The organism is Pseudotamlana agarivorans (assembly GCF_018860245.1).
Taxonomy (GTDB): domain Bacteria; phylum Bacteroidota; class Bacteroidia; order Flavobacteriales; family Flavobacteriaceae; genus Pseudotamlana; species Pseudotamlana agarivorans_A.
The window spans coordinates 1-20,133 of the sequence record NZ_JAHKPD010000008.1 but is presented as its reverse complement, the minus strand read 5'-3'; the positions used below and the strand labels follow the sequence as shown (position 1 = coordinate 20,133).

Genomic DNA, 20,133 nt, shown 5'->3' with positions numbered 1-20,133 from the left:
TTAAGTTTTGAGTGGGATAGGATAATTTTATGAAAAAAATATTATACTTAGATAATTGGGATAATGGTTATCGTCATTTTTTAAGATTGGATAAAAGTTTTAAAAACAAGGGATTTGAAACACTTTTAGTCCACACAGGCTCATGGGTGGGCGAAACATCTGAAATTTGGGTTGATAAACAAATAGAGGTTGAGAAGAGCATTGAGGGTATGGTTATAAGAGATATCGGATATTATCGAACAAACCGAATAAGAAAGGTTATAGAGACAGAAAAACCCTATGCTATAGTTCTTATAAATTTATCCTTTATTATAGATAGGGCTATTGTAAAAATCTGTAAAGATTTAAATATTAAAATATTCTATTTAGCTCATGGTAAGTTAATAACGGCAGAAGGGCAAGCCGTTGTTAAGCAAAATATGAGGGATTACGGGAAAAGTAAATTACAGTCTAAATTTACTCGAAAAAACATGTATGCTTTGTATAATTACTTTGTTGAGATGAAAAGCTTTTCAAAGTTTTTTGGTTTCTTTTACAAGGCTATGCAGGATTATACTCAATTTACGGCATTTCCGAAATATTCCGAAGAGTTGGAAGCTACAAAGTCATTTGTTTATTACCCGATGGATTACGATGTCATGGTTAATGAATTTGGTTTCCCAAAAGACAGTGTTCAAATAGTAGGAAACCCTGAATTAGATGCTTTTTATAACGCCAAAATTAAAGATAAAGACATTTATATTCAAGATGAGTTAAAAATTGAAAACCCAAATTATGTGGCTTATATGGATGATGGACTTTCATCAATGCGAAATTGGGATTCATCAAAATGGATGGTCTTCTTAGATGACTTAAATCAGATTTTAGTAGATAAAAAATTACAATTGGTAATTAAACTTCATCCAAGAAGAAAAATAGATGACTGTTTATCATTTTTTGAAGAAAAAGGTATAAAATATTTTTATGATCTCGATTTTAAAAATTATGTTTATCATTCGGTATTTACTTTAAGCCATTTTTCATCTGTTATAATTTACCCATTGTTATTAGGGAAAAGTGTAAAGTCTCCTAGATGGGGTTTGTCTAATGGAATAGAAGAAAATTTCCCACCTAATATTATTAATTACTATTACAATCGAGAAGATTTCGAAAAAAATATTTTTAATTTCGAAATTAATAAAAATGACATTGAAGAATATCTTTCAGAATCTTTGGCAAACTATGACGGAAAATCAATAAGTCGTATTGTAAACGAAGTAATAAAAGATGCCTAAAAAAGTTTTTTTTGTAAACTCACTCAAGTACATCATAGTTTCAGGAGCCTCTAAAGGGTTTAATTATGTGGTGCTTTTGTACCTAGCAATTGGAGCCTTCTCTGAGCAGTATGTGGCTATCTTGTTGCTTTTGTCTTTAGAACAGTTATTAAGTCTTTTACTTCCATTAAACAACTCTCATATAATTTATTCTAAAACGATAACTACCTATGAGTTTATTACAAACAAATTAATTTCTAGTTCGTTAATTGTTCTCATAATTTATGTTTTATTGTTTTTCCTTACGAAACAAATAGCATATGCATATTTCGAAGTGAAGACACTGATAGTTTATCTGTGTTTGTTTACTAGCATGATTATAAATGCCTACATGGCATATCTAACAAACTATTACAAATTGATAGAAGAGCATGATAAGGCTCTACTTATACAAGCCTTATTGTTTATTTCATTTGTTTCAATTATAATTTCAATTATTTTCATTGATAACAAAATAATTGCTTTTTTTGTTGGAAAAGCTGGAGGTTTATTAATAGCCTTATTGCTGGTTAAAATTTTAAAACTAAATAAATTTAAATTTAAATTTGTTGTTTTGACCCTGGATGAGTTTAAAAAAATGATAAATTTATTCTCCATAAGTGTTTTAGGTTGGGTTTCTGGTTTAGGATTTATGAACCTAGCTAAAATTTATTCAACTAGTGAAGAATTGGTTAAGGTTGGCTATATAATAAACCTGTGTAATGTCTTTTTGTTAATTAGCATTGGTATTAATTCAATATATAACCCTTTAATAAAAAAATATTTTTTAGCTGGCGATTATAAAAATACAATAGGCACGAGAATAAAAACCTTGTTTATCTATTTGTCTATTGCTGGTATGGCTTTCCTGGTTTTTTTATTGTTGAATAATGTATTCCCTTTTGACTGGAATTTAAAAGCGAAAGATATATTACTTGTATTTCCATTTACAATTGTAATATTTATTTTTAATAGTTTTCAATCTGTTGCTCAACCATTTTATATGATAAACGAGAAGTTTAAAACTTACAATATTATCAATCTAGCTGCTTATTTCGCATGGGGGTTAATTATGGTCGTTTGTTTATATCTGGGGTATAATAATTTTGTGCTTTTCCTGTTATTACTTCACTTTTTTAAAGGCTTATTTTCTTATTCATATGTTATTAAGTTTCTAAATAGTAATGACTACTCTAAAATTAACAGGGAATGATTATAATTTTAATAATTTTATTTATTCTACAATTCATTTTCTTAAGGAAGATGTTTAAATATTTTTATTTAAGTCCAGTTTATCTATATATAATTTTTGCAGTAGTTTCTATCTTTTCTTCAATTTTGTATTTCTATTTTTACGATGATAAGTACTCCTTATATAATCTAGACTTTGTTCCAGAATCTCAGTTTTTAAATAGCATTTCTTGGTATTTGATAGCACTAAATTCATTTGTTTTTGGTTGTATGAATTATCATTATTTCTCTTTAAGAAAAGCAAGAGATTTATTTCAATTAAGTTTAAATGATAATTTATTTATCACATATACAGTTTCTAAAAAATTAATTTATATTGTCGGAGGTTTTTTATTATTTATTTTGATACTTTTTACTATTGCCTATGGTAAAGAAATATTTTTTCGAGATTATTACCTTTCCGAAAATACTATAGGCGCATTAGTGATTTTAATCAAGTTATTATCCTTTATTGAAGTTATTCTCTTAGGTGTAACCTATAAGAAGTACAAGCTTATTAGTGTTTTGTTTTTTTCAATTCTTTTTTTGTTTTCTGTAGGCACAGGCTCTAGGGCAGTTATTTTATTTTTACTTATATTTTTCGTATTGATCTTTCTTTCCAACGGGAATACGTTAAGGAACAAACTTAGTTTTATGTTTAATTTGTTTTTAACTTTCTTATTTCTTGGAGTTTTAATGGGATTTAGGGGCTTAGAAAAGCATGGTATTATTCCATATGTGGCGAGCTTGTTTTCTGAACAAGCCGGAGTTCGAGATTCATTTTTTAATTTTTATTATTCTTTTATTTTTGGTGTTTTTGCTACCATTGGCACCCTTAAAAAAGCCGTTCCAGACTGGGAAGTTATTTTTATAAGTTTGAATCCCCTACCAGGGTCTATGGTAGGATGGTATGATATATCTGAAAAAATGCGACTTAATATATATGCGCCTTTTACGTTACATGGGAGAGTATTCGTTATGGGGTATTTTTTCACATTTATGTATTTCTTTATTACAGGCCTTATATTTTCGTTCTTTGATAAATGTATTAGAAAATCACTAAAGGACAAGAAAAGAGGGCTTCCTTTTGTACTTACAATTCTTGCAGTGTTACATATTATCTATGCGTTTGAGTATAACATGAGGTCATCAGTGAGATACATATATTATGCCTTGTTTATTCTTTTTGTTACGTTTATTGGAAAACAATGTTTTAAATTACTATTAAAGAAATCGAATGATGGTGCATAGCATGAAATTTAAAGAATCATCAATGATGTTTTTTGTTTGTTTTTTATTTGGTTTATTTCCAATTTTACCATTTAATCTAAAACCAATGACAGTAGTTATTCCTTTGCTTATTGGGGTTTGGGTTTTTATAAAGCATAAAAAAGCATGTATTAAAAAAGCTTTTGTTTACAACAGTATTGTGTTTATTCTTTATTTATTAAGTATTCTGTATTCTGATGATGTTGATTATGCTATTCAAAGAACTATAACCGTTAGTTCGATGATTTTATTACCGCTATTTTACATATTTATTTCATCATTAAAAGTGGATTTGGGCGTGGTTGAAAAAATAGAAAGGCTATTATTTTATGTTTTTTATTGTTCAACGATAATTTTAAGCATTGTCATCTATCTTTACATATATAAACTAGGTTATTTTGAAAATAGTGTAAGTTATGGTTATTCCATTTCGTATATCGAACATCATTTATGGGTTTTCAATGATCACCCAATTTATTTGTCTATATACATTGGATTATCATTAATATTTTCCTTGAGTTTGATTAAATCTAACACAAGTAAGAAGTTAAATGTGCTTATTATCCTTGGTAATTTAATTCTTTTAAGTGTACTTGTGTTTTTATTTAGGAAAGGTGTTTTATTAGCAACTATTGTTTCATTTTTCTTTTTTTTATTCAAAAATTTTAAATCAGGAAAGCGTTTATTTGTCACAACAATTGGAGTTTTAATGCTTGTTTTTGTTTGTTTTATATTATTTTCTAATAGTTCGCGTAGAATAATTGAGGTTATAAACTCAACGACTTATACTAAAGTTTTAAATGATGAACCGAGATCGTCTACAAGTATAAGATTGGGAGTATATCAATGTGCTACTAAAAATTTAACAAAAGCTGGCTTATTTGGTTTTGGCGTTGGAGATACAAAAAATGTTTTGATGCATTGTTATGAAAACACATCAGAGGTATTAGTTCAAGGAAAATACAATACCCATAACCAATACTTAAATTTCTGGTTATCTTTTGGTTTTATTGGGTTGATAGTTTTTATATGGTTTTTATTTCAACTTTTTAGATTATCCCTATTGAGCAAAGATTTTATATTTATGAGTGTACTAATTTTTTATTGTATAATTATGCTCGTTGAAAATTTACTTGATAGGCAGAATGGCTTAGTTTTATTTGCTATTTTAATTAATTTCTTTACCTATAAATCTATTTCAAGACAAAACAAATATGAATAAAATTTTAGTAATTGGTCCCTTTCCTAATCCCACAACAGGTGTATCTTTAGCTAATAAAGTAGTTTTTGAAGGTTTAAATGATATGAAGCAATTTTCAATTGATTCAATAAATACATCATTTAATAAATTTGAAGAAAATATTGGAGTATTTTCAGTTTCAAAAGCACTATTTTACTTAAAATTAAATTTCAGAGCCTATAAAATATTTGGTGCTGATATGGTCTATATAACCCCGGGACAAACTTTTTTTGGGGTTATGAAATATGCTGTTTTTATTATACTTGCTAGCCTTTTTAAGAGAGATATTGTAATTCACGTACATGGCAATTATTTAGGAAAAGAATACAGGTTAATAAAAGGACTAAAGAAAACTGTTTTCAAATGGATTCTTGATAAAACAAATAAAGGGATAGTGTTATCAGAATCATTACGAGGGAATATGAGCCCTTTTGTAGATGGAGATCACATATTTGTATTATATAACTTCGTTGAAGATTATTTGTTTTTAAATGAAGAAGATATTTTTAAGGATGAAAATAATATTAAGCCTAAAATATTCTTCCTTAGTAATTTAATGGAAGAAAAAGGAATATTAGACCTTTTAGAAGCATTAAAAATTTTAGAGAAAAAAGGTGTTGAGTTCGAGGCTAAAATAGCCGGTAATATCGATGCTCAAAATAAATCTAAAATTGAGACTTATTTCAATGAGTTAAATCAGGTTTCATATTGTGGAGTAGTTTCAGGCCAAGCAAAAAAGGAATTGTTGATTTGGGGCAATGTGTTTGTATTGCCAACATATTATGAAATGGAAGGGCAGCCTATATCAATATTGGAGGCTATGGCTACAGGGAACTTAGTTCTAACTACGAATCATTCTGGAATCCCCGATATTTTTAAAGATGAAGTAAATGGTTTTTATGTTGAAAAAAAGAATCCAGGTAGTATTGTGTCGAAAATAGAAATGATTGCTAATCATCCAGATAATTTCCTTGGTATTAGAAAGTATAATTTTTCAATTGCTCTAAAAAACTATAGAGTTGATAATTTCATCTCTAACTTAGTTAATATCATAAAAATATGAGTGACATCCGAAAATTTCAGGATTTAAATCTTTACCATAATCCAAAAGATTTCAGAGGAAAATCAAAACTTATAGTACAGCTGTGGTGGATATGTTACGCATTATTTTTCAAGACTTCTCCACAAGTATTATATGGCTGGAGACGCTTTTTATTGAGGGCTTTTGGAGCAGAGATAGGTAAAAATGTTATCGTTAGACCGTCTGCAGAAATAACATACCCTTGGAAGGTAAAAATTGGTGATAATAGTTGGATTGGAGATCAGGTTGTACTTTATTCTTTAGGAGAAATTATTATAGGTAGTAATACTGTTATTTCACAAAGAAGTTATATTTGCACAGGAACCCATAATTATAAAAAAATGGAGTTTCCAATTTTAGCCAAAAAAATTATTATTGAAGATGAATGTTGGTTGGCTACAGATGTTTTCGTAGCTCCAGGTACTAAAATAAATAAAGGGGTGGTCGTTGGAGCAAGAAGCTCTGTTTTTAAAGATTTAGAGCCCTATTCTGTTTTTGCCGGTTCACCTGTGAAACTAATTAAGAAACGTGAAATTGAATAATAAAATATCAATTATAGGTATCAATTACTATCCAGAAGATAGTGCCATTGGCTTATATACTACGCAAAAGGCAGAGTACCTAGTTTCAAAGGGATTTGAAGTTTCAGTTATAACGGGTTTTCCATATTACCCTCAATGGGAAATAAGAGAAGATTATAAATCAAAGCCTTATTTAGTAAAAGAAACTATCAATGGGGTAAAGGTTTTTAGAAGTAAACAATACGTGCCTAAAGACCCAACTTTTGTAAAAAGAATAATTCATTTATCTAGTTTTACTTTTGGTAATTTTATTAATTTATTTAGAATTAGTAAACCAGATATTGTGATATCAATTATTCCATTCACAACATCTGGATTGTTAGGTTGGTTTTTAAAAAAGCGATATGGCTGTAAGCACCTTGTTCATATACAGGATTTTGAATTTGATGCGGCTATAGATTCTGGTCTACTAGATGGAGGTAAAAAATCAGTTATAAAATTATTACAAAAAATTGAAGGGTTTGTTTTAGATAAGGCTGATATTGTTTCAACTATTAGTTATGGAATGATAAATAAATTAAAACAGAAAACGAAAACTAGTACTTATTATTTAACAAATTGGATTGATGTAGAGGCTTTTAGTAATATAAATTTAGGCACTCATAGGTATTTAAAGTCGAGTTGTTTTAAAATTTTGTATTCGGGAAACATAGGAGCAAAACAAGATTGGGATTTGTTTTTAAAAATTTTAGTGCAATTAGAAAAAGTTGAAAATGTAGAAGTAGTTGTGGTTGGTGAAGGTGCAGAGAAAGTTAATTTATTGAGAGCGTTAAAACAATATAGTTTTGTGAAGCATTTTAACTTAGTCCCTTACGAAGAATTGCCTCAATTACTTTCGAGTGCTGATTTACATATTTTATTTCAAAAAACAGATGTTATCGATACCGTTATGCCTTCAAAGATATTAGGTATGATGGCTAGTGAGAAACCGTCAATTGTAACAGGTAACATGGAAAGTGAGGTTTCAAAAGTATTTGAGGAGTCCCAAGGAGGTTTTTATTTTAATGGAAATTCAGTTGATGAAATAATAAATCAAATTAATATATTGAAAGCGGACAAAATGCTTTGTTCAAAATTGGGGACTGGAGCGAAGCAATATGTTTTGGAAAAATATTCTAAAAATAAAGTATTAGATATGTTTATTGATAAAATACAAAATCTTTAATATTGTTTATGAATCGTTAAACTTATGTGCTTGAAAAAAGTTCTAATAACAGGAGCCGCCGGATTCTTAGGTTCACATTTATGCGATCGCTTTATTAAAGAAGGTTACCATGTTATTGGCATGGATAATTTTATTACTGGTGACAGAAAAAACCTCTCACACTTAGAAAGCCATTCTAATTTCGAAATTATTGAGCATGACGTCACTGAGTTTATAAATATCGAAGGAGAATTAGATTATATTCTTCATTTTGCTTCGCCTGCAAGTCCGATTGATTATTTAAAAATTCCTATTCAAACCCTAAAAGTAGGCGCTTTAGGAACACATAATTTATTAGGTTTAGCGAAAGCAAAAAATGCTAGAATGCTGATTGCTTCAACGTCTGAAGTCTATGGCGATCCTCTAGTGCACCCACAAACCGAAGCTTATTACGGTAATGTGAATACCATAGGGCCACGAGGGGTTTACGATGAAGCCAAACGTTTCCAAGAGTCTATCACCATGGCTTACCATCGTTTTCATGGTTTAGAAACCCGTATTGTGCGTATATTTAACACCTATGGCCCAAGAATGCGACTTAACGACGGACGCGTAATTCCGGCATTTATGGGACAAGCCTTGCGAGGTGAAGATTTAACGGTGTTTGGTGATGGTTCTCAAACTAGATCATTTTGTTATGTTGATGACCAGGTAGAAGGGATTTATAGATTATTGTTAAGTGATTATTCAGATCCTGTAAATATTGGAAACCCCCACGAAATTACTATTAGTGATTTTGCTGAAGAAATCATAAAACTAACAGGAACGACTCAAAAAGTGATTTATAAAGATTTACCAGTTGATGATCCTATGCAAAGGCAGCCCGATATTACTTTAGCAAAAAAAATATTAGAATGGGAGCCTAAAGTTGGTCGTGAAGAAGGTATGAAAAAAACGTTTGAGTATTTTAAAGGTTTATCCCAAGACGATTTGCATAAAAGTGAACACAAAGATTTTAAAAAACATATAAAAAAATAAGTGGATTATAAAAAAAGTAGATATTCTGGTTTAATAAAGCCTCTTTTTGGTTTTATAGATTTAGTCATCATAAATATTGCGGTATTTTATTTTCAAATAAACTTAAGCAATGTGTATGTTTTCTGTGTCTATATATCCTTAGTCTGGGTTATTATTGCCGTAAGAAATCACTTTTATGAAATTCAAAGGCATACACGCCTTATCCAAATAATCCCGCTGCTGTTTAGGCAAATAATCTTTTTTGCGATTGTGCTCTATGCTTTTATAGGTTTTTTCAAACAGCCTAATATGAGTCGCTTAGAGTTAGGGGAGTATTTAATCGCCGTATTTGTATTAACCTCCTTATTTAAGCTGTTTTCTACTTTTTTACTAAAAAAATATAGAGCGGTTTTAGGTGGAAATACTAGAAATGTTATTGTTATTGGTAATAATGATAAAACCAGACAATTAATAAAAACCTTTAAAAGGCGAGCCGATTACGGTTATAACTTTATAGCGAAGTTTAGTGTAAATGATAAATCATTTTCTTTAGAAAAATGTTACGATTATGTGATTGAGAACAATATTGATGAGATTTATTTTTCTGTCGCAGAATTATCTAATAAGCAAATTAATAATTTAAGAGATTTTGCAGATAATAATCTTAGAGAACTAAAGTTCATTCCCGACAATAAGGATATTTACTCTAAGCGCCTTAAATATGAATATTACGACTACATTCCGGTTTTATCTATAAGGGATATTCCTTTACAGGAACCCGTAAATAAATTTATAAAACGTGTGTATGATATTTTATTCTCATCTGTTATTATTATTGGTGTACTCTCGTGGTTAACGCCTATTCTAGCTATTTTAATTCGATTAGAATCAAAAGGCCCCATCTTTTTTAAACAATCTAGAAACGGATTTAATTATAAAGAATTCGATTGTTATAAGTTCCGTTCGATGACGCCAAATGACAATGCACATTTGCACCAAGCCACCAAAAATGACATGAGAGTAACTAAAGTTGGCGCTTTTATTAGAAAAACTAGTATTGATGAGTTGCCTCAGTTTTTTAATGTGTTGTTTGGAGAAATGTCGGTTGTAGGGCCACGTCCGCACATGGTGAGTCATACCAATATGTATGCGCAACGTGTTGATAAATTTATGGTACGTCATTTTGTTAAGCCTGGAATTACTGGATTAGCACAAACAAGCGGGTTTAGAGGTGAAATAGAAACGGATAAAGACATCATTAATCGCGTAAAATATGATATTTTCTATATTGAAAACTGGTCTTTATTACTGGATATTAAAATTTCGATTCAAACGTTTTTAAACGCCGTAAAAGGAGAAGATAAAGCCTATTAATAACACTTTACTAATGGAGTCTTTGGTTACGGTAATTACCCCCATGCATGATTCTGAAGCTTATATTTCAGAATCTATAAACAGCGTCCTTAATCAAAGTTATAAAAATTGGGAGCTTATTCTTATTGATGATTATTCTCAAGACAAAACACTAAAAATCATTCAGCCTTTTTTAGAAACGTATTCTAATATTAAACTGCTTAAGAATACTGTAAACTCAGGTGCTGCCATTTCTAGAAATAAAGGAATTGAAGCCGCCCAGGGGGATTATATTTCTTTTTTGGATGCCGATGATTTATGGAAGCCCAATAAGTTGGAAGTTCAAATCCATTTCATGAAAACCGAAAATTGTGCCGTTAGTTTTTCCAGTTATGAATTTATAGATGAAAACGGGAAACCGCTTGATAAAATAGCCCAGGCTTTAAATTCTTTATCGTATTCAAAACTTCTAAAAAGCAATTATATTGGTAATCTTACTGGGGTTTATGACGTTAAGCGTTTAGGTAAAGTAACATCGCCAAACTTAAGAAAACGCCAAGATTGGTTGCTATGGTTAGCGGTTATCAAAAAATCAGGAAAACCTGCCTTAGGCATGTCAGAGTCTTTGGCTTTTTACCGGGTTCGAAAAGGTTCTATGTCTTCGAATAAAATGACTTTAATCAAACATAATTATTGGGTGTATCAAAAAGGATTAGGTTTTTCAAAAGGAAAGGCATTTTACAGTATGCTGGTGTTTTTGAAAGAACATTTTTTTGTGAAATCAAAATTGATTCAGCCTACAAATAAGAGCTAAATTGCTTCAGTTTACCACGGTTTGAACGTTCTAACTGCGTGGTGTGTTCAAAAATGATGTTGAGGTTCGGTTCTAGATAGTTGCTAATGGCTTTTTTTACTGCCTTTATTTTTTCTTCCGAAAGTGTTTCATCACTAACATATCGAATTTTAAAAGTATCTAGTTTGAGTTGTTCAATGACAAATTCCTTGACCGTACTCTTATCTTCAATAATGGTTTTAGTCACATAGTAAAACGTTAATCCGGCAGCTGTTTTTCCACTTGGCAGTTGTACTAAATCGCTCGTTCTTCCTTGAAGGCTTTTTAAAATGGGTTTTTCTGGTGTGCTATCTTCCGATAAGGCTCCTAAATCGCCCAAATCATAACGAATAAACGGATGAGCTTTGTTGTAAAGCGAGGTAATGACAATGCGCCCAATTTCGCCAAGAGGCAAAATACGGTCGTTATCATCAAGTATTTCTACATATAAATCTTCATTATTGACAAGCCATTCCTTCTTTTTATTCTGAAAGGCAATAAGGCCTAGTTCGGCATTACCGTATTCATTGATAATCGGAATACCAAATTGGGATTCTAAAAGGGTTTTATCCGATTCGAAAAGCATTTCCGAAGTCACAATACAAGCTTTAAGTGAAGGACAAATTGTTTTTAAAACTATATTTTTCTTTTTAAGATATTTAGCAAATTGTACAATGGCGCTGGTGTAGCCGTTGATATAATCAAAAGCAGACGATTGAAAAATCCCAATATTTTTTTCAAGCTGATCATCACTCAAGTCAAATACCGAAAATCGAAATCGATTGCTTAGTTTATCCTTCAAGCGTTCTTTGTAATACCCCTTTTTATCTAACGGAATACCATAAAATCGGGCTTGTTTTGAGCTGTGAAGATCTAAGTCAAACCATTTATAGCGGTCAACAAAATTGGCCCAGATAAGCGCATGGCAAAATTTGTCTTTGGCAAAAAGAAATGGTGTTCCAGACGAACCAGAGGTTTTGTTGAGGTAAATGTTCTTTTTAGAAAACCCTTCCGAAAGTCTATCGTTTAAAGGTTGTTGTAAATCAGCCTTAGTCATTACGGGAAGCGTATTCCAGTTGGTGTAGGCTTCAGCATTTACAAAGCCTTTATAAAAAGCATTGTTTTTTAGATGATAGTTTACAATGTCTTGTTTTTTGGTTTCTAGATAAGAATTATAATCAGTAGCTATACTTTTTTGGATGGTTTTAAGGGTCCGCGTAGCCTTTTCTATCGGGAAGCCTTGAAATTGTAAAGAAAGTTTAAAGAAATTCATTTGTATAAAGCCAAAAAACAAAGCTAAAGATAAATCCGATTTTTTAAGTTTTTAAAGTAAAAAATAAGAAAAAAAGGGAGGGCATTTCGTTGCTAATTCTAAAAAGCCCTTATTTTTGCATTCATAATAATTAAAGTTATTCTCATACATTTGAGAATCTAAAAAACAACACAATGAATATCTTAATTCTTGGTTCTGGCGGAAGAGAACATACTTTTGCTTGGAAAATTGCTCAAAGTCCGAAATGTGAAAATTTATTTGTCGCCCCTGGGAATTCAGGAACTGCAGAAATAGCCACAAATATGAATATTGGTGTAACCGATTTTTCGGCGATTAAAACTTTGGTTTTAGAGCACAAAATTGATATGGTTGTGGTGGGGCCTGAAGATCCTTTAGTACAAGGCGTTCACGATTTTTTCTTAAACGATGAGGCCATCAAACATGTTTCGGTAATCGGACCACAAAAAGTGGCTGCAGAGTTAGAAGGTAGTAAAGAATTTGCAAAAGAATTTTTATACCGTCATAATATTCCAACAGCGGCCTATGAAAGCTTCACTGCTGAAACTGTTGAAAAAGGCTATGCTTTTTTAGAAACTTTAAATGCACCTTACGTTTTAAAAGCAGATGGTCTAGCCGCTGGAAAAGGTGTGGTTATTCTGAATGATTTAGAAGAGGCCAAAACCGAGCTTAAAAGCATGTTAGTGGATGCCAAATTCGGTGAAGCTAGCACGAAAGTGGTTATTGAAGAGTTTTTAGACGGTATCGAATTAAGTTGTTTTGTACTAACCGATGGTGAAAACTACAAAATTTTACCTACTGCTAAAGATTACAAACGTATTGGTGAAGGTGATACAGGCTTAAATACAGGTGGTATGGGAGCCGTTTCTCCGGTACCATTTGCTACAGATGACTTTTTAAATAAAATTGAAGAGCGCATCGTGAAGCCAACAATTAGTGGTTTCAAAAAAGACAATTTACCTTACGTAGGGTTTGTTTTTATCGGATTAATAAAAGTGGGCGACGACCCTAAAGTGATTGAATATAACGTGCGTATGGGCGACCCAGAAACTGAGGTTGTTTTACCAAGATTAAAGAATGATTTTGTTGAAATTCTTCAAGCTATGGCTAATGGCACTTTAGATAAAATTAATATTGAAATTGACGAGCGTGCAGCAACTACCATCATGTTAGTGTCTGGAGGTTACCCTGAAGCTTACGAAAAAGGCAAGGAAATTACAGGTGTAAATACTATTGAAGGTTCTATTCCATTTCACGCAGGAGCTGTACTTAAAGATGGAAAAATAGTAACCTCTGGCGGACGTGTAATGGCGATTACCTCATACGGTGATACCTACCAAGAGGCCATAAAAAAATCTTACCAAAATATAGAAAAACTACATTTTGATAAGATGAATTATCGTAAGGATATAGGTTTCGATTTAAATTAATCGAAACTTATATTTTTATAAGTACGAGTGTGAAGAAACGCTTTTGTCTTCCTCGTTATTATCATTAAATCCTTTTAATTGGATCATCCAATATACCATGGCAACAAAACCAATGATAATAAAGATCCAAGACATAAGGTTCGCTAAAAACCAGTTTTCAAGTTCTAAAGCTCTAATAGCGTCTAAAGGTTTTAAAAGAACGTTAACAAATAAATCTTGTATAGCGTAAAAGAAATCTTTCATGTTGAGTTTGTTTATTGGGTTTAAACCCGATATAGTTAGTATATTTACGAAGCAAAAATACAAAAACAGTTAATGTTAACAAGCTTTTTTAATAAATCTAGACCAATAAATTTCATTATTGTATTTTTCATTACGCTTTTGGCTTTTGCTATCCCGCGGATAAACTTACAATTCGATACTTTAGAGGTTATGGAAATCGTGAAGCAAGTAGCTATGCTATTAACTATTTATGCTTCTATTCTACTTATTAATTTCATTGCAAATAAGAATAGTTTAACCGAGACGAACCATTTTGAAATTTTACTTTTTAGCCTCTTCTTGTTGTATTTACCGCAAACAACAAGCTATGGAAAAGTGATTTTTTCGAATTTTTTTGTACTTCTAGGTTTACGACGTATTATTAGTTTACGATCACAAAAGGAGGTTAAGAAGAAGCTTTTTGATGCTGGTTTTTGGATCGCCATTGCTGCATTATTTTATTTCTGGTCTATTTTGTTTTTTGTCTTAATCATTTTGTCATTAGCCTTATATACAGATAATAACATAAGACATTGGGTTATTCCATTCCTAGGTGTATTCGCTGTGTATTTAATTGGTTCGGCAACTTCGGTAGTTTTATATGATAGTTATTTTGAGATTTTTAATTTAAATACAATTAATATAAGCTACGATTTTAGTGCTTACAATTCGATAACGTATTTAATTGCCATTACGGTTTTGGTTTCTTTTGGGGTTTGGTCTTCATTTTACTATTTAAACAATATTAAAAAGAAGAAAAAAGTATTTCGAGTGTCTTTTAAAACCATTGTATTAGCTGCTGTGATAGGGTTTTTAGTTGTAATTTTGGCACCGGAAAAAAATGGAAGTGAATTTTTATTCGTCTTCATGCCATTGGCTATTATTTTTGCGAGCTATATCGAAATTATTCAGGAAAAATGGTTTAAAGAAGTCTTTTTAGTGGTGCTTATTCTTGTGCCTTTTATTTTGTTATTGTTGTAACTTATTGCCAAAAGCTAAATCACCCGCATCGCCTAAACCAGGAACGATGTAACCTTTCTCATTAAGGTGCTCGTCTATAGTACCTATCCATAAGTTAACGTGTTTGCCAAAGTGTTTTTTTATAAATGCAATGCCGGGTTTAGCGCCAATTACGCTTACAAGATGAATTTCTTTGGGTGTTCCAAAAGCTTTAAGGGCTTCAAAAGTTGCCACCATAGATTGTCCTGTAGCAAGCATGGGGTCGGCCAGAATAAGCGTTTTGTTTTCTAAGCTTGGGCAGGCTAAATACTCCACCACAATTTCAAAACTCTCTGGGTGTTCTTTGTGCTGTCTGTAGGCAGAAATAAAGGCGTTTTCTGCTTGGTCAAAATAGTTTAATAAGCCTTGGTGTAATGGTATACCGGCTCTTAAAATGGAACATAAAACCAAGTCGTTTTTGGGTAGCTTGGAAGTGTGAATGCCTAAAGGGGTTTGAATATCCTCAGATTGATACGTTAAACGTTTGCTCATCTCATAAGCGAGTATTTCACCAATACGTTCAATATTTCGCCTAAAACGCATAGCATCCTTTTGAATATCTACATGTCTTAGCTCTGATAAAAAGCAATTTAATACGGAATTTTCTTTTGATAGATTATGAATTTTCATGGCTTCAAATTAGGTATTCAATAGTAAAGTTAGTGAATTATAAGTATCTTTGTATCTCAAAATTTGAGACTATGTTTACAGATAAAGCAAATGCTATTTTTCAAGAAGTTATCGAGAAGTATCACGTTATAAATACGGTAGATCAACCTTTTGAAAATGCCTATGCAGAAGGCGATTTGTTAGAACATTTATTATATAGAAAATGCTGGATCGATACCGTGCAGTGGCACTATGAAGATATTATTCGTGATCCACAAATAGATCCCGTGGCGGCCTTGACTTTAAAGCGTCAAATTGATGCCTCAAACCAAGACAGAACCGATATGGTGGAGTATATTGATAGCTATTTTCTAGAAAAATATAAAGATGCCAATGTCAAGGACAATGCAACTATTAATACCGAAAGTCCAGCTTGGGGTGTCGATAGATTGTCAATTTTAGCCTTGAAAGTATACCATATGAATGAGGAAGCTACACGTACCGACGCTTCCGCGGAACACCAAGCTGCCTGTCAGAAAAAATTAGACGTTTTATTGGAGCAACGTGTAGATTTATCAACGGCTATCGATACGCTTTTAAATGATATTGAAAAAGGAGATAAATACATGAAAGTGTATAAGCAAATGAAAATGTATAATGACGACGAGCTAAATCCTGTACTTCGCTCACAAAAATAACACGTTCAAAATCTATTTCTTTGGCTGTCGATTTGAGTTTGTCGAAGACTTTTTCAGCTGAAATATCATGCCAAATTCAAAACATATATTAGTGATACGTCTCTCAGCAATGGGGGACGTTGCTATGTCTGCACCAGTGGTACGGGCGCTTATTGAACAATACCCGAAAGTAAATATTACCATTTTAACGCGTGGATTTTTCAAACCCTTCTTTAGAGATATTCCCCGTGTTACTGTTTTTTCAGCTGAAGTTAAAGGCAAGCATAAAGGCGTTCGTGGCCTTTACAAATTGGCTCAAGAGCTTAATAAAAGTCACTTTTTTGCAGTTGCCGATTTACACCATGTTTTAAGAAGTAAAATCTTGAAATTGTTTTTAAACTCCAAGCGTTTTATTGCTTTAGATAAAGGTCGTGAAGCCAAGCGGTTATTGGTTTCAGGAGAAAAATTTGAGCCTTTAAAGACCACGCTTCAGCGTTATGTTGATGTCTTTGATAAATTGGGTTTCCCTGTAGATTTATCAAAACCTACATTTCCAAAGCGTGTGGCCTTAAATGAAAAGTTACTGGAATTATTAGGAAGAGATTCTAAAAAGTGGATTGGTATTGCGCCTTTTGCAGCACATCAAGGCAAGGTTTATCCTTTAGATTTGATGAAGCAAGTGGTAGAAAAACTAACAGCCGATTATAAAGTCATTCTGTTTGGAGGAAAGGAAGATCGTGACCCATTAAGCAGGTTTGAAAACACGATTAACCTCGCTGGTAAATTGTCTTTTGATGAAGAGTTAGATATCATTTCAAATCTCGATATCATGCTTTCAATGGATTCAGGAAATGCGCATCTTGCAGCGATGTTGGGTGTAAAAGTCATTACCATTTGGGGGGTTACGCATCCGTTTGCAGGCTTCGCGCCTTTTAATCAACCAGGTGATTACGCTTTGTGTGCCGATAGAATCCAGTTTCCAAAGGTGCCAACTTCGGTTTATGGAAATAAATACCCAGAAGGTTATGAAAACGCAGCAGGAAGTATCGCTCCAGAAGTTGTAGTGACTAAAATAAATAGGGTGTTAGCTTCGATATAAGTTAATAAAAGAAAGAAGACAGGTTCTCGACTCCGCTCGAACACCGCTTAAAGTCACGTGCACTTAAAAACTAAGCTACTACTTAACTCCTTTCTAACTTCTTAACTCCTTAACTACTTCTAACTCCTCAAATACTTCTAACTCCTCAAATACTTAACTACTTCAAAGACCTCACGCGTCTAAACATCATCAAAATCAACCGTAATAGTTGGCGTCGTTGGATGCGCTTGGCAAGTAAGAATTAAACCTTCAGCCACTTCGCTTTCAGTTAGAATATTGTTTTGTCTCATAGTGGCTTCCCCTTCAGTAATACGGGCTAAACAGCTGCTACAAATACCACCTTGGCAAGAATACGGCGCGTCTAAATCTTCATCTAGAGCGGCTTCAAGAATGGTTTGTTTTTGTGACATATCAAAAGTGGTCGTTTCATCATCAACCGTGACTGTAATTTTAGAAGATCCTGTTTCAACAACTTCAGCTTTAACTTCCGCAGGTTTTGCCGCTTTAAAAAGTTCGTAGTGAATACGTTCAGCTTCCGTGTTATGGGTGGTTAAAACATCTTTAACCATGTGGATCATAGCTTCTGGTCCGCAAAGGTAATACGCATCAATAACCACATCTTTATGCTCGTTTTTAATCACGTAATTTACGGTGCTTTTTTCAATACGGCCAAAAATCGCGTCTTCCTCGTCTTGCTGACTAAAAACAAACTGAATCGTGAAACGCTCCTTATAGGCATGTTGAAGCTCTAAAAGCTCGTTTAAGAACATGGTGTCTTTAGTGGTTTTATTTCCGTAAACTAGAATAATCTTACTGTTTACTTCTTCTTCTAAAGCACATTTTATAATACTCAAAATTGGAGTGATACCACTCCCAGCAGCAAAAGCCGCAATGTTTTTAGTTTTAGAGTCGTTAGGCTCAAAGACAAAACGCCCTTTTGGTGGAGCCACTTCTAAGGAGTCACCAACTTTTAAAGTTGTATTCGCGTAAGCCGAAAACGTACCGTCTTGAACTTCTTTAATCGCAACTTTTAATTCGCCACTTTTAGGAGAAACACAAAGTGAATAATCGCGACGTACCTCATGGCCATCAATTTCGGTTTTTAAAGTGATGTATTGTCCCGCTTGAAAAGCGAAAGTATCTTTAAGGTTTTCAGGAACATTAAAAGAGATGCTTATTGCTTTTGAAGTTTCTCTATTGATATTCTTTACTGGAAGTTTATGAAATGATGCCATGCGAATTAGTTTTTAGCAAAAATAGTGAAGCCAATAATAAAGTAAGATACTTTTTAAGAAAAAAGTAACACCTAAAATACGAATGCATAAGAAATTTATGTATGTTTGTCTTGTCATGAAAAACTCACAATTATATAAAGGCAGTTTAACCACGATCATTTTAAAGTTATTAAATGAAAATGATAAGATGTATGGTTATGAAATTACGCAAAAAGTTAAAGAGATTACTAAAGGGGAACTGAAATTAACTGAAGGGGCCTTATATCCGTCATTACACAAGTTAGAAGCTGAAGGTTTGCTAGATGTTGAGGTGTTGAAAGTTGACAATAGACTGCGTAAATACTATAAATTAACCGAGCAAGGCACAAAAGAGACGGTTAATAAACTCGCTGAACTGGAAGACTACATTAAAACCATGCGCGCGTTGGTGAATCCTAAATTTAGAATGGGCTAGATGAAAACACTTAGCAAGGAAAACATAAAGTTTATAGATACTTATTTAGAAAACTCTGGAATAGACTTCATAGATATTAGGTATGAGATGATTGACCATGTGGCTTCAGAAATTGAAGCTAGAATTGAAAATGGCGATGACAGAACATTCTATTACATTTTCAAAGACTATATGGCAGAGAATAAATCGAAGTTATTAAAATACAATAGCAAATACCATTGGATTGGCGATAGGTTAATATGGAATCGCCTTTTGAAAAAATCGTTTTCATTGAGGGGTTTAATCATTTTTGCAGCCATTTTTATGAGTTTTAATTTAATTGAGTTGTATGTAAGCAAAGTATATTTGATTCGTATACTAAAGGATGCGCCACTTGTAATTATGGTGATAATTGGTGTTTTTTATTCTACATTTATGAGAACGAAGAACGAAAAATATTCGTTGATAGAAAGAATGGGTTTATTTTTCTTTATCGTTTTTTATGGGATTAATCTTTTTTTTAACCGTTTTACTGCTCCAATGGGATATGTTACCCACGATTTGATTTTAATGAAAATAAAAACAACTTTTTTAATATTCATTTTAGTACTTCTTACGCTTTGTACATTAGAGTTTAAAAAAGACTATCATTTAAAATATGGAATTGACAATTCATGAAAATTTCAGAAAACCAAATAAAAGAACTCCATAACTTCACGAGAAAACATTTCGTAGAATGTTACGATGTGCAAACTGAACTGGTTGATCATCTAACAAATGGTATTGAAAGTCAATGGGAAGAAAACCCTAAATTGTTTTTTAAAGATGCTTTAAATATCGAGTTTAAAAAATTTGGAATTTTCGGTTTTCAAGAGGTTTTAGAATCTCGTGTTCGGGCGTTGAACATATACTATTGGAAATCTATTTGGAACATATTTAAAACCTATTTCAGTTTACCTAAGCTTCTTTTAACGATAGCCTTATTTTGTGTTACTTATACTGTTTTTAGCTTAGCTTGGCATGTTGGACATACTTTATCGGCAATTTTAATACTATTTTT

At 32.1% G+C, this 20,133-nt stretch carries 20 protein-coding genes and 1 pseudogene; 17 read left to right on the top strand and 4 right to left on the bottom strand.

The features are described from left to right. Window positions 1-29 precede the first annotated feature (29 nt). The 10 genes from KO493_RS02800 (at window position 30) to KO493_RS02755 (ending at window position 11,021) form a co-directional block, all read left to right on the top strand. Window positions 30-1,274, top strand: coding sequence for a hypothetical protein (locus KO493_RS02800; RefSeq protein ID WP_216066429.1), 1,245 nt, complete (start codon window positions 30-32; stop codon window positions 1,272-1,274). After that, window positions 1,267-2,505 carry a hypothetical protein gene (locus KO493_RS02795; RefSeq protein ID WP_216066428.1) on the top strand — a complete coding sequence of 413 codons (1,239 nt, stop codon included), beginning with the start codon at window positions 1,267-1,269 and terminating at the stop codon, window positions 2,503-2,505. Before KO493_RS02800 ends, KO493_RS02795 begins: the two co-directional genes overlap by 8 nt. 671 nt (window positions 2,506-3,176) lie before the next feature. Beyond that, window positions 3,177-3,773, top strand: coding sequence for a hypothetical protein (locus tag KO493_RS02790; RefSeq protein ID WP_216066427.1), 597 nt, complete (start codon window positions 3,177-3,179; stop codon window positions 3,771-3,773). Window position 3,774: 1 nt separating this feature from the next. Beyond that, a complete protein-coding gene (locus KO493_RS02785) occupies window positions 3,775-5,013 on the top strand; it encodes an O-antigen ligase family protein (protein ID WP_216066426.1) in 1,239 nt (412 codons plus the stop codon). Continuing rightward, window positions 5,006-6,094 carry a glycosyltransferase family 4 protein gene (locus KO493_RS02780; protein ID WP_216066425.1) on the top strand — a complete coding sequence of 363 codons (1,089 nt, stop codon included), beginning with the start codon at window positions 5,006-5,008 and terminating at the stop codon, window positions 6,092-6,094. The genes KO493_RS02785 and KO493_RS02780 overlap by 8 nt, the downstream gene beginning before the upstream one ends. Next, complete coding sequence (locus KO493_RS02775; RefSeq protein ID WP_216066424.1) at window positions 6,091-6,654, top strand: putative colanic acid biosynthesis acetyltransferase; 564 nt, start codon at window positions 6,091-6,093, stop codon at window positions 6,652-6,654. Before KO493_RS02780 ends, KO493_RS02775 begins: the two co-directional genes overlap by 4 nt. Continuing rightward, window positions 6,647-7,858, top strand: coding sequence for a WcaI family glycosyltransferase (locus tag KO493_RS02770; RefSeq protein WP_252723144.1), 1,212 nt, complete (start codon window positions 6,647-6,649; stop codon window positions 7,856-7,858). Before KO493_RS02775 ends, KO493_RS02770 begins: the two co-directional genes overlap by 8 nt. A 30-nt stretch (window positions 7,859-7,888) precedes the next feature. Further along, window positions 7,889-8,875 (top strand): UDP-glucuronic acid decarboxylase family protein, encoded by a 987-nt coding sequence (locus KO493_RS02765; protein WP_216066422.1) that lies wholly within the window; start codon window positions 7,889-7,891, stop codon window positions 8,873-8,875. Further along, window positions 8,876-10,228, top strand: a complete 1,353-nt coding sequence (locus KO493_RS02760; protein WP_216066421.1) for an undecaprenyl-phosphate glucose phosphotransferase — start codon at window positions 8,876-8,878, stop codon at window positions 10,226-10,228. A 13-nt stretch (window positions 10,229-10,241) separates the two neighbouring features. Then, window positions 10,242-11,021 carry a glycosyltransferase family 2 protein gene (locus KO493_RS02755; protein ID WP_216066420.1) on the top strand — a complete coding sequence of 260 codons (780 nt, stop codon included), beginning with the start codon at window positions 10,242-10,244 and terminating at the stop codon, window positions 11,019-11,021. On the opposite strand, the gene KO493_RS02750 is transcribed toward KO493_RS02755, so the two are convergent. After that, on the bottom strand, window positions 11,005-12,312 hold the full coding sequence (locus tag KO493_RS02750) for a phenylacetate--CoA ligase family protein (RefSeq protein WP_216066419.1): 1,308 nt from the start codon (window positions 12,310-12,312) through the stop codon (window positions 11,005-11,007). The genes KO493_RS02755 and KO493_RS02750 overlap by 17 nt on opposite strands. Before the next feature lie 173 nt (window positions 12,313-12,485). Between KO493_RS02750 and purD the strand changes: the two genes are divergently transcribed. Next, window positions 12,486-13,760, top strand: coding sequence for a phosphoribosylamine--glycine ligase (gene purD, locus KO493_RS02745; RefSeq protein ID WP_216066418.1), 1,275 nt, complete (start codon window positions 12,486-12,488; stop codon window positions 13,758-13,760). Between the two features lie 15 nt (window positions 13,761-13,775). Here the strand turns inward: purD and KO493_RS02740 are convergent, their stop codons facing one another. After that, the gene (locus KO493_RS02740; RefSeq protein ID WP_216066417.1) at window positions 13,776-14,003 is read right to left on the bottom strand and encodes a DUF6341 family protein; all 228 of its coding nucleotides are present in this window, start codon (window positions 14,001-14,003) and stop codon (window positions 13,776-13,778) included. 72 nt (window positions 14,004-14,075) lie between these two features. Between KO493_RS02740 and KO493_RS02735 the strand changes: the two genes are divergently transcribed. Continuing rightward, a complete protein-coding gene (locus tag KO493_RS02735) occupies window positions 14,076-15,002 on the top strand; it encodes a DUF6427 family protein (RefSeq protein WP_216066416.1) in 927 nt (308 codons plus the stop codon). Here KO493_RS02735 and upp read toward each other — a convergent pair. Further along, window positions 14,991-15,650 (bottom strand): uracil phosphoribosyltransferase, encoded by a 660-nt coding sequence (gene upp / locus KO493_RS02730; protein ID WP_216066415.1) that lies wholly within the window; start codon window positions 15,648-15,650, stop codon window positions 14,991-14,993. The two genes, KO493_RS02735 and upp, sit on opposite strands and share 12 nt — an antisense overlap. A 71-nt stretch (window positions 15,651-15,721) precedes the next feature. Between upp and KO493_RS02725 the strand changes: the two genes are divergently transcribed. Both KO493_RS02725 and KO493_RS02720 read left to right on the top strand, forming a co-directional pair. Continuing rightward, complete coding sequence (locus tag KO493_RS02725; protein ID WP_216066414.1) at window positions 15,722-16,327, top strand: DUF4254 domain-containing protein; 606 nt, start codon at window positions 15,722-15,724, stop codon at window positions 16,325-16,327. Between the two features lie 67 nt (window positions 16,328-16,394). Beyond that, window positions 16,395-17,405 (top strand): glycosyltransferase family 9 protein, encoded by a 1,011-nt coding sequence (locus KO493_RS02720; RefSeq protein WP_252723143.1) that lies wholly within the window; start codon window positions 16,395-16,397, stop codon window positions 17,403-17,405. Between the two features lie 179 nt (window positions 17,406-17,584). Here KO493_RS02720 and KO493_RS02715 read toward each other — a convergent pair whose 3' ends face one another. Continuing rightward, a complete protein-coding gene (locus KO493_RS02715) occupies window positions 17,585-18,640 on the bottom strand; it encodes a ferredoxin--NADP reductase (protein WP_216066413.1) in 1,056 nt (351 codons plus the stop codon). 115 nt (window positions 18,641-18,755) lie between these two features. On the opposite strand from KO493_RS02715, the gene KO493_RS02710 reads away from it, so the two are divergent. The 3 genes and pseudogenes from KO493_RS02710 to KO493_RS02700 all read left to right on the top strand — a co-directional run. Continuing rightward, window positions 18,756-19,094 (top strand): PadR family transcriptional regulator, encoded by a 339-nt coding sequence (locus KO493_RS02710; protein ID WP_216066798.1) that lies wholly within the window; start codon window positions 18,756-18,758, stop codon window positions 19,092-19,094. Further along, the gene (locus KO493_RS02705; protein ID WP_216066412.1) at window positions 19,095-19,751 is read left to right on the top strand and encodes a hypothetical protein; all 657 of its coding nucleotides are present in this window, start codon (window positions 19,095-19,097) and stop codon (window positions 19,749-19,751) included. Next, a pseudogene (locus tag KO493_RS02700) lies at window positions 19,748-20,133 on the top strand (hypothetical protein); the annotation flags it as partial. The gene KO493_RS02705 and the pseudogene KO493_RS02700, both read left to right, overlap by 4 nt.

What these genes read in the sequence shown, in the direction of transcription:
- KO493_RS02800 (WP_216066429.1), top strand. Translation starts at nt 30, where the DNA reads ATGAAAAAAATATTATACTTAGATAATTGGGATAATGGTTATCGTCAT.
- KO493_RS02795 (WP_216066428.1), top strand. Translation starts at nt 1,267, where the DNA reads ATGCCTAAAAAAGTTTTTTTTGTAAACTCACTCAAGTACATCATAGTT.
- KO493_RS02790 (WP_216066427.1), top strand. Translation starts at nt 3,177, where the DNA reads ATGTTTAATTTGTTTTTAACTTTCTTATTTCTTGGAGTTTTAATGGGA.
- KO493_RS02785 (WP_216066426.1), top strand. Translation starts at nt 3,775, where the DNA reads ATGAAATTTAAAGAATCATCAATGATGTTTTTTGTTTGTTTTTTATTT.
- KO493_RS02780 (WP_216066425.1), top strand. Translation starts at nt 5,006, where the DNA reads ATGAATAAAATTTTAGTAATTGGTCCCTTTCCTAATCCCACAACAGGT.
- KO493_RS02775 (WP_216066424.1), top strand. Translation starts at nt 6,091, where the DNA reads ATGAGTGACATCCGAAAATTTCAGGATTTAAATCTTTACCATAATCCA.
- KO493_RS02755 (WP_216066420.1), top strand. Translation starts at nt 10,242, where the DNA reads ATGGAGTCTTTGGTTACGGTAATTACCCCCATGCATGATTCTGAAGCT.
- KO493_RS02750 (WP_216066419.1), bottom strand. Translation starts at nt 12,312, where the DNA reads ATGAATTTCTTTAAACTTTCTTTACAATTTCAAGGCTTCCCGATAGAA.
- purD (WP_216066418.1), top strand. Translation starts at nt 12,486, where the DNA reads ATGAATATCTTAATTCTTGGTTCTGGCGGAAGAGAACATACTTTTGCT.
- KO493_RS02740 (WP_216066417.1), bottom strand. Translation starts at nt 14,003, where the DNA reads ATGAAAGATTTCTTTTACGCTATACAAGATTTATTTGTTAACGTTCTT.
- KO493_RS02735 (WP_216066416.1), top strand. Translation starts at nt 14,076, where the DNA reads ATGTTAACAAGCTTTTTTAATAAATCTAGACCAATAAATTTCATTATT.
- upp (WP_216066415.1), bottom strand. Translation starts at nt 15,650, where the DNA reads ATGAAAATTCATAATCTATCAAAAGAAAATTCCGTATTAAATTGCTTT.
- KO493_RS02725 (WP_216066414.1), top strand. Translation starts at nt 15,722, where the DNA reads ATGTTTACAGATAAAGCAAATGCTATTTTTCAAGAAGTTATCGAGAAG.
- KO493_RS02720 (WP_252723143.1), top strand. Translation starts at nt 16,395, where the DNA reads ATGCCAAATTCAAAACATATATTAGTGATACGTCTCTCAGCAATGGGG.
- KO493_RS02715 (WP_216066413.1), bottom strand. Translation starts at nt 18,640, where the DNA reads ATGGCATCATTTCATAAACTTCCAGTAAAGAATATCAATAGAGAAACT.
- KO493_RS02710 (WP_216066798.1), top strand. Translation starts at nt 18,756, where the DNA reads ATGAAAAACTCACAATTATATAAAGGCAGTTTAACCACGATCATTTTA.
- KO493_RS02705 (WP_216066412.1), top strand. Translation starts at nt 19,095, where the DNA reads ATGAAAACACTTAGCAAGGAAAACATAAAGTTTATAGATACTTATTTA.